This is a genomic window from Streptomyces sp. A012304, assembly GCF_026008495.1.
Lineage (GTDB): Bacteria > Actinomycetota > Actinomycetes > Streptomycetales > Streptomycetaceae > Streptomyces.
The window spans coordinates 6,225-13,942 of the sequence record NZ_BQUN01000051.1; the positions used below are offsets into that span (position 1 = coordinate 6,225).

Genomic DNA, 7,718 nt, shown 5'->3' on the forward strand with positions numbered 1-7,718 from the left:
ACTCGGGCGTCGGTGAGCCAGGTGTGGGGCGGCATGCCGTAGGCGTCGCGGAACGCGCGCAGCAACGCGAAAGGGCTGGTCCCCAGGCCGGCGGCCAGCTGTTCCAGCGTCGGCGGATCGGTCATCCGCTGCTCCAGCACGGCACGCGCGCGTGCGGCGACGCGTGCTCCGGCGGTCCGTACCGGCCGCTCCGGCAGGGGCCCACCGTTGAGTCGCAGCAGTCGGGTCACGGCGACCCGCAGCAGTGTGTCGGCGGCGAGCGCGTTGCCCTCGTCCGCGGCCCGCAGCACCCGATGCACGAGGGTGACGGCGTACGGGTCGTCGAGCACGGGGCTGACGAAGCCCGGCGTGCCACGGATGAGCGTGGTCTCGGCCGCTATCTCGGCCACGAGCTCGGGTGAGGGGTACACCGCCCCGTAGCGCCATCCTTCGGGCACGCCGGCGCGTCCGGTGTGCGGAGTGTCGGGATTGACCAGGGCGAGGGCGCCGGCCCCGGCGTACTGATCACCGCCGCCGTGGTGGAAGACCTCCACGCCTTCCGCGATGGCCGCGATCACGAAGTTCTCGTGCGTGTGCCGCACGAACGTCTTCCGCACGTACCGGGCCCGCAGCAGATCGACCCCGGGCAACTCCGCGTACTGCCAGTGCCGCGCCCGCTCGAGCCCCATGCCTCCATCCTCCCCCACCCGGCGAGACGGCTCGCGTCGGCAGGGCGCCCCGGGCTCCGTCTGGCCGTCCCCGCCCGCCGGGGGGGGACGGCATCCGCCCAGGTCAGAGCGATTGTCAGTCCTCGGGTGCAGGATGGACGCATGGTCAGCTCCGCACACCGAGCCCTGGACGGCTTCTCCCCCGCGACCCGCGGCTGGTTCACGGGGGCGTTCTCCACGCCCACCGCGGCCCAGGCCGGCGCGTGGCAGGCCCTCCGCGAGGGCTCCGACGTGCTGGTGGTGGCCCCGACCGGCTCCGGCAAGACCCTGGCGGCCTTCCTCGCCGCCCTGGACCAGCTGGCCTCGACGCCCCCGCCGGCCGACCCGAAGAAACGCTGCCGCGTTTTGTACGTGTCCCCGCTCAAGGCCCTCGCGGTCGACGTCGAGCGCAATCTGCGCAGCCCTCTCACCGGCATCCGTCAGGAGTCGGTCCGTCTGGGCCTGCCCGAGCCGGAGGTGAAGGTCGGCATCCGCTCCGGCGACACCCCGCCCGCCGAGCGCCGCTCCCTGTCGACCAGGCCCCCGGACATCCTGATCACCACACCCGAGTCCCTGTTCCTGATGCTGACGTCGGCCACGCGCGACGCCCTGACCGGCATCGAGACGGTGATCCTGGACGAGGTCCACGCCGTGGCCGGCACCAAGCGCGGCGCGCACCTCGCCCTCTCCCTGGAGCGCTTGGACGAGCTGTTGCCGAAGCCCGCCCGCCGTATCGGCCTCTCGGCGACCGTCCGCCCGGTCGACGAGGTGGCCCGCTACCTCTCCCCGCGCCGCAAGGTGGAGATCGTTCAGCCGGAGTCGGGCAAGGAGTTCGACCTCTCGGTCGTGGTGCCGGTGGAGGACCTGGCCGAGCTGGGCGGCTCCCCGGTCGCCGACGGCTCCGAGGGTGCCGAGCGCCCCTCGATCTGGCCGCACGTCGAGGAGCGCATCACCGACCTCGTCCAGGCCCACCGTTCCACGATCGTCTTCGCGAACTCCCGCCGTCTCGCGGAGCGGCTCTGCAACCGTCTCAACGAGATCGCCTACGAGCGGGCCACGGGCGAGCCTTTCGACGAGGACCACTCCCCGGCCCAGCTCATGGGTGGCTCGGGCGCGGCCCAGGGCGCCCCCGCCGTGATCGCGCGGGCGCACCACGGCTCGGTCTCCAAGGAGCAGCGCGCGCTCGTGGAGGAGGACCTCAAGGCGGGCCGGCTGCCCGCGGTGGTGGCCACCTCCAGTCTGGAGCTGGGCATCGACATGGGTGCCGTCGACCTCGTCGTGCAGGTCGAGTCCCCGCCCTCCGTGGCCTCCGGCCTCCAGCGCGTGGGCCGCGCGGGACACCAGGTCGGAGCCGTCTCCACCGGTGTGGTCTTCCCCAAGTACCGGGGCGACCTCGTCCAGGCGGCGGTCGTCACCGAGCGGATGCGCACCGGCGCCATCGAGTCCCTGAGGGTTCCGGCCAACCCGCTGGACGTGCTGGCCCAGCAGCTCGTCGCGATGACGGCGATGGACACCTGGCAGTTCGACGACCTGCTGACCATGGTCCGCCGTGCCGCCCCCTTCGCCTCCCTGCCGGAGTCGGCGTTCACGGCGGTGCTCGACATGCTCGCCGGCCGCTACCCGTCCGACGCCTTCGCCGAGCTCCGCCCGCGCGTGGTGTGGGACCGTGTCGCCGGCACGGTCACGGGCCGTCCGGGCGCGCAGCGGCTCGCCGTGACGTCCGGGGGCACGATCCCGGACCGTGGTCTGTTCGGTGTCTTCCTCGCGGGTGCCGATCCCAAGAAGGGCGGCGGCCGGGTCGGTGAGCTCGACGAGGAGATGGTCTACGAGTCCCGTGTGGGTGACGTCTTCACGCTGGGCACCAGCTCCTGGCGCATCGAGGACATCACGCGCGACCGGGTGCTGGTCTCCCCGGCGCCGGGTGTCCCGGGCCGGCTGCCCTTCTGGAAGGGCGACCAGCTGGGCCGCCCGTTGGAGCTGGGCCGCGCGGTGGGTGCCTTCCTGCGCGAGGTCGGCTCGCTGCCCGAGGAGGACGCCCGGCTGCGTCTGCTCACCGCGGGCCTGGACGCCTGGGCGGCCGACAACGTGCTCTCGTACCTGGCCGAGCAGCGCCAGGCCTGCGGCCACGTCCCGGACGACCGCACGATCGTCGTGGAGCGCTTCCGCGATGAACTGGGCGACTGGCGGGTGGTCGTGCACTCCCCGTTCGGCGCCCAGGTGCATGCCCCCTGGGCCCTCGCGCTCGGCGCCCGCCTCTCCGAGCGGTACGGCATGGACGCCCAGGTCATGCATGCCGACGACGGGATCGTCCTGCGTCTGCCGGACGCCGACCTGATGGGTCTGGACCTGCTCGACCAGCAGCCGATGAAGGCGGGCACGGAGTACGACCCCGAGCAGGCGCCCGTCGGCGCGGCGGACGTCGTCTTCGACAAGGGCGAGGTCGACCAGATCGTCACCGACCAGGTCGGCGGCTCCGCCCTGTTCGCGGCCCGTTTCCGCGAGTGCGCCGCCCGCGCGTTGCTGCTGCCGCGCCGCAACCCGGGCAAGCGCACCCCGCTGTGGCAGCAGCGCCAGCGCGCCGCCCAACTGCTCCAGGTGGCGAGCGAGTTCGGTTCGTTCCCGATCGTCCTCGAGGCGGTCCGCGAGTGCCTCCAGGACGTCTTCGACGTCCCCGGCCTGGTGGAGCTGATGGGTGACCTGGAGTCCCGCAAGGTGCGCCTGGTCGAGGTCACCACACCGGAGCCCTCCCCGTTCGCGCGCTCGCTCCTGTTCGGCTACGTCGCCCAGTTCCTCTACGAGGGCGACTCCCCGCTCGCCGAGCGCCGCGCCGCCGCCCTGTCCTTGGACTCGCGGCTGCTCGCCGAGCTCCTCGGCCAGGCTGAACTGCGCGAACTGCTCGACGCGGAGGTGCTGACCGAGCTGGAGCGGGAGCTGCAATGGCTCACCGACGACCGCCGTGTGAAAGACACCGAAAGCGTCGCGGACGCCCTGCGGGTGCTCGGCCCGCTCACCGACGCCGAGCTGGCCGAACGCGGCGCCGAACCGCACTGGGCGCAGGAGCTGGCCTCCGCGCGCCGCGCCATCCGGGTCCGGATCGCCGGCGCCGCCCACTGGGCGGCGATCGAGGACGCGGGCCGCCTGCGTGACGCTCTGGGCACCGCCCTGCCCGTCGGTGTCCCGGAGGCCTTCACCGAGCCGGTGAAGGACCCGCTCGGCGACCTCCTCGCCCGCTATGCCCGCACCCACGGACCGTTCACCTCGGCCACCGCCGCCGCCCGCTTCGGCCTGGGCGTGGCGGTCACCGAAGGTGCCCTACAGCGGCTCGCAGCGGGCGGGCGCATCGTCCAGGGCGAGTTCCACCCGGCCGGGATCGGCCAGGAATGGTGCGACGCGGCCGTCCTGCGCAGGCTGCGCCGGCGCTCCCTGGCCGCGTTGCGGCAGGAACTCGAACCCGTCCCGCCCGCGGCGCTCGCCCAGTTCCTGCCCCAGTGGCAGCACATCGGCAAGGGCCACGCCCTGCGTGGCATCGACGGTCTGGTGCGCGCGATCGAGCAACTCCAAGGGGCGTCCGTGCCCGCCTCCGCCCTGGAGAAGCTGGTACTTCCGTCCCGCGTGACGGGCTACGCCCCCGCGATGCTCGACGAGCTCACCGCCGCCGGAGAGGTGGTCTGGGCCGGCGCGGGCGCCCTCCCCGGCAAGGACGGCTGGGTGTCGCTGTACCTCGCGGACGCGGCCCCGCTGCTGCTGCCCCCGCCCCACCCCCTGGGGCTGACGGCACTGCACCAGTCCGTCCTGGACGCCCTCTCCGGTGGCTACGGCCTGTTCTTCCGCCAGATCGCCGACCAGGTCCGCGCCACCACTCACCCGGACGCCACCGATCCACAACTCGCCGACGCCCTCTGGGACCTCGCCTGGTCCGGCCGCCTCACCAACGACACCGTGGCGCCGATGCGCTCCCTGTTGGGCTCCGGCCGCACAGCCGGTTCCACGGCCCACCGCGCCAAGCGCGCGGTGCCGCGCGGCCGCTACGGCTCCCTGACCGCCGCGGCTCGCCCCGCCTCCCGCAGCGGTCCGCCGACCGTCGCCGGCCGCTGGTCCCTGCTGCCGGCTCGCGAACCCGATCCCACGGTCCGCGCCCACGCCCTCGCCCGTACCCTCCTCGACCGGCACGGCGTGGTGACGCGGGGCGCCGTCTCGGCCGAGGGTGTCGAGGGCGGCTTCTCCGCGACGTACCGCATCCTGTCGGCGTTCGAGGACAGCGGTCAGGCGCGGCGCGGCTATGTCGTGGAGGGCCTCGGCGCCGCGCAGTTCGCGATGGACGGCGCTGTGGACCGGGTCCGCGCGGTGGCCAACGCCCGTGACCGCGGCGAGCCCCTTCCCCGGCCGGCCGAGGCCCACGAAACCCACCTCCCCGAGTCCCTGGACGCCCCCGACGGTTTCCCGGCCGCCGACCTCGCATGGGACAGCCCGGATCCCGACTGGACCGCTTCCGGCCCCGACGACCCCTTCTCCTCCCCCGCACCGCACGAGTACATCTCCGCCCGCGACCTCGCCGCTCCCGGCGCCGGCGGCCCCCGAGGCGGCGGCTTCCCGTACGACCCGTCGCCGGCCGGCCGCCATGGCCGTACCCGCATCGCTTCTCCCGCCTCGCGGGCGGTCGTCCTCGCCGCCGCCGACCCCGCCAACGCGTACGGCGCCGCCCTGCCCTGGCCGGAGCCGCCGACCGGCGCCGGTCACAAGCCGGGCCGCAAGGCCGGCTCCCTCGTGGTGCTCGTGGACGGCGAGCTGACGCTCTACATGGAGCGCGGCGGGAAGACCCTGCTGGCCTGGCCGTCCACTCCGGACGGCGAAGCCACACCCACCGACGACCCGCGCCTGCACACCGCGGCGGAGGCCCTCGCCTCGGCCGCCCGCGCGGGCTCCCTCGGCACGGTCACGGTCGAGCGCGTCAACGGCACCTCGGCACTGACCTCGCCCCTGGGCACCCTCCTGGAGGGAGCGGGCTTCATCGCGACGCCTCGGGGCCTGCGTCTGAGAGCATGACGACCCTCACACCGCTCAGGCGCCTCACTGCACACACAGGGACCGCACACGGACCACGCTGAACACGCCGACCACGCCGACCACGCCGACCACGCCGACCACGCGATAGTCCCGGCGCACACGCTGGCCCCGCATACGCCGCGCAGCGCACAGCACCACATGCACCACACCACGGCGGGCCACCCTCGCACCACACCACAGCGCACCACCCATGCCCCCTCCCACCCCACCCATGCCACCCTTGACCCATGCCCGAAGGTGACACGGTCTGGCAAGCCGCGAAACGGCTGCACGGCGCCCTCGCCGGCAAGGTGCTGACCCGCTCCGATCTGCGCGTGCCGAAGTACGCCACCGTCGACCTCACCGGCCGCACCGTCCTGGACGTCACCCCGCGCGGCAAGCACCTCCTCACCCGCGTCGAAGGCGGTCTGACCCTCCACTCGCACCTGCGGATGGACGGCTCCTGGAAGGTGTACGCCCACGACCAGCGCTGGACGGGCGGCCCGGCACACCAGATCCGCGCGATCCTCGGCACCCACGACCGCACCGCCGTCGGCTACCGCCTGCCCGTCCTCGAACTCCTGCGCACCACCGACGAGGAACGAGCCGTGGGCCACCTCGGCCCCGACCTGCTCGGCCCGGACTGGGACCCCGAGCGGGCCCTCGCCAACCTCCTCGCGGATCCCGCCCGCCCCCTCGGTGAAGCTCTCCTCGACCAGCGCAATCTGGCCGGCATCGGCAACGTCTACAAGAGCGAGCTGTGCTTTCTCCTCGGAGTCACGCCCTGGCTCCCCGTCGGCGCCCTCCCCGCAGACCGCGCCGCTCACCTGCCCGCGCTCGCGAAGAAGCTCCTGGAGGCCAACCGCGAACGCCCGATCCGCGTCACGACGGGCCGCCGAGGCCAGGACCTGTTCGTCTACGGCCGCGCACCCCGCCCCTGTCTGCGCTGCGGCACTCCCGTCCGGGTCGCCGACCAGGGTGACGGCTCCCGTGAGCGCCCGACGTACTGGTGCCCCGCCTGCCAGGCTGGCCCCTACCCGGCGCCCGGTTCACCCGCCACGCGCCGCATCCGCCCTCGCACCACCAATTGACGGTCCGTCAGAAAGACTCGTACGGTCCCTTCATGGGCGTGAAGGCGTACGACCTCACCGGACGCACCGCGTTCGTCACCGGCGCGGCCGGCGGCATAGGCCGCGCCTGCGCCGTGCTGCTGGCCCGGGCCGGCGCCACGGTGCACGGCGCGGACCTCGACGCGCAGGGCCTGCACGAGACGGCCACGCTGATCAAGGACCAGGGCGGAACCGCCCGTACCCACCACCTCGACGTCACCGACCGCGCGCGGCTGCGGCAGGCCGTGGAGTGCTGCGAGCACCTGGACGTCATGGCCGCCGTAGCCGGGATCATGCACAGCAGCCCAGTGCTGGAGACGCGGGACGAGGACCTCGACCGCGTCCTCGACGTCAACTTCAAGGGGGTGTTGTACGCCTGCCAGGAGGCGGCGCGACTGATGCTCGCGCGGAACACCACCGGCAGCATCATCACCATGGCGTCGGGCGCCGTCGACACGGGCCGCCCCGGCCTCCTGTGCTACGGCGTCTCCAAGGCGGCCGTGGTGCAGCTCACGAAGACCCTCGCGACCGAGGTCGGCCGATACGGCATCCGGGTCAATGCCGTCGCCCCGGGCTGGATCCGTACCCCCATGACCGACCGCGACGACGCCGACGCACAGGCACGCACCGAGGCGCTGATGTCCCGCATGTCCGCCCTGGGCCGGGTCGGCACCCCGGAGGAGGTGGCTCACGCGGTACTCCACCTGGCCTCGGACGCGTCGTCGTTCACCACGGGCCAGATCCTCCGCCCGAACGGCGGCGTGTCGATGCCCTGGTAGCCCCACCCGCGTCGCCGTCCTGCGCCTCCTCGGCCCACCCGAGCCGCTGTCCTGCGCCTCCTCGGCCCACCCGAGCCACCTTCTCGCCCCTCCTGGCCCCA

The 7,718-nt window shown here is 73.7% G+C and carries 4 protein-coding genes; 3 read left to right on the plus strand and 1 reads right to left on the minus strand.

Going from position 1 to position 7,718, the window contains the following annotated elements; translation table 11 throughout:
- The coding region (locus ALMP_RS11925) for an AraC family ligand binding domain-containing protein (RefSeq protein ID WP_264926892.1) at positions 1-668 on the minus strand (668 nt) is incomplete at its 3' end.
- 141 nt (positions 669-809) lie between these two features.
- On the opposite strand from ALMP_RS11925, the gene ALMP_RS11930 reads away from it, so the two are divergent.
- The 3 genes from ALMP_RS11930 to ALMP_RS11940 all read left to right on the plus strand — a co-directional run bounded on the left by ALMP_RS11930 (position 810) and on the right by ALMP_RS11940 (position 7,617).
- Positions 810-5,729 carry an ATP-dependent helicase gene (locus ALMP_RS11930; protein WP_264926893.1) on the plus strand — a complete coding sequence of 1,640 codons (4,920 nt, stop codon included), beginning with the start codon at positions 810-812 and terminating at the stop codon, positions 5,727-5,729.
- Positions 5,730-5,977: 248 nt separating this feature from the next.
- Positions 5,978-6,820: an Fpg/Nei family DNA glycosylase gene (locus ALMP_RS11935; protein ID WP_264926895.1), complete on the plus strand. Its 843-nt coding sequence runs from the start codon at positions 5,978-5,980 to the stop codon at positions 6,818-6,820.
- Between the two features lie 32 nt (positions 6,821-6,852).
- Positions 6,853-7,617 carry an SDR family NAD(P)-dependent oxidoreductase gene (locus ALMP_RS11940; RefSeq protein ID WP_264926897.1) on the plus strand — a complete coding sequence of 255 codons (765 nt, stop codon included), beginning with the start codon at positions 6,853-6,855 and terminating at the stop codon, positions 7,615-7,617.
- Positions 7,618-7,718: the final 101 nt, after the last annotated feature.

Excerpts from the sequence above, each read along its gene's own strand:
- ALMP_RS11930 (WP_264926893.1), top strand. The coding sequence starts at position 810 with ATGGTCAGCTCCGCACACCGAGCCCTGGACGGCTTCTCCCCCGCGACC.
- ALMP_RS11935 (WP_264926895.1), top strand. The coding sequence starts at position 5,978 with ATGCCCGAAGGTGACACGGTCTGGCAAGCCGCGAAACGGCTGCACGGC.
- ALMP_RS11940 (WP_264926897.1), top strand. The coding sequence starts at position 6,853 with ATGGGCGTGAAGGCGTACGACCTCACCGGACGCACCGCGTTCGTCACC.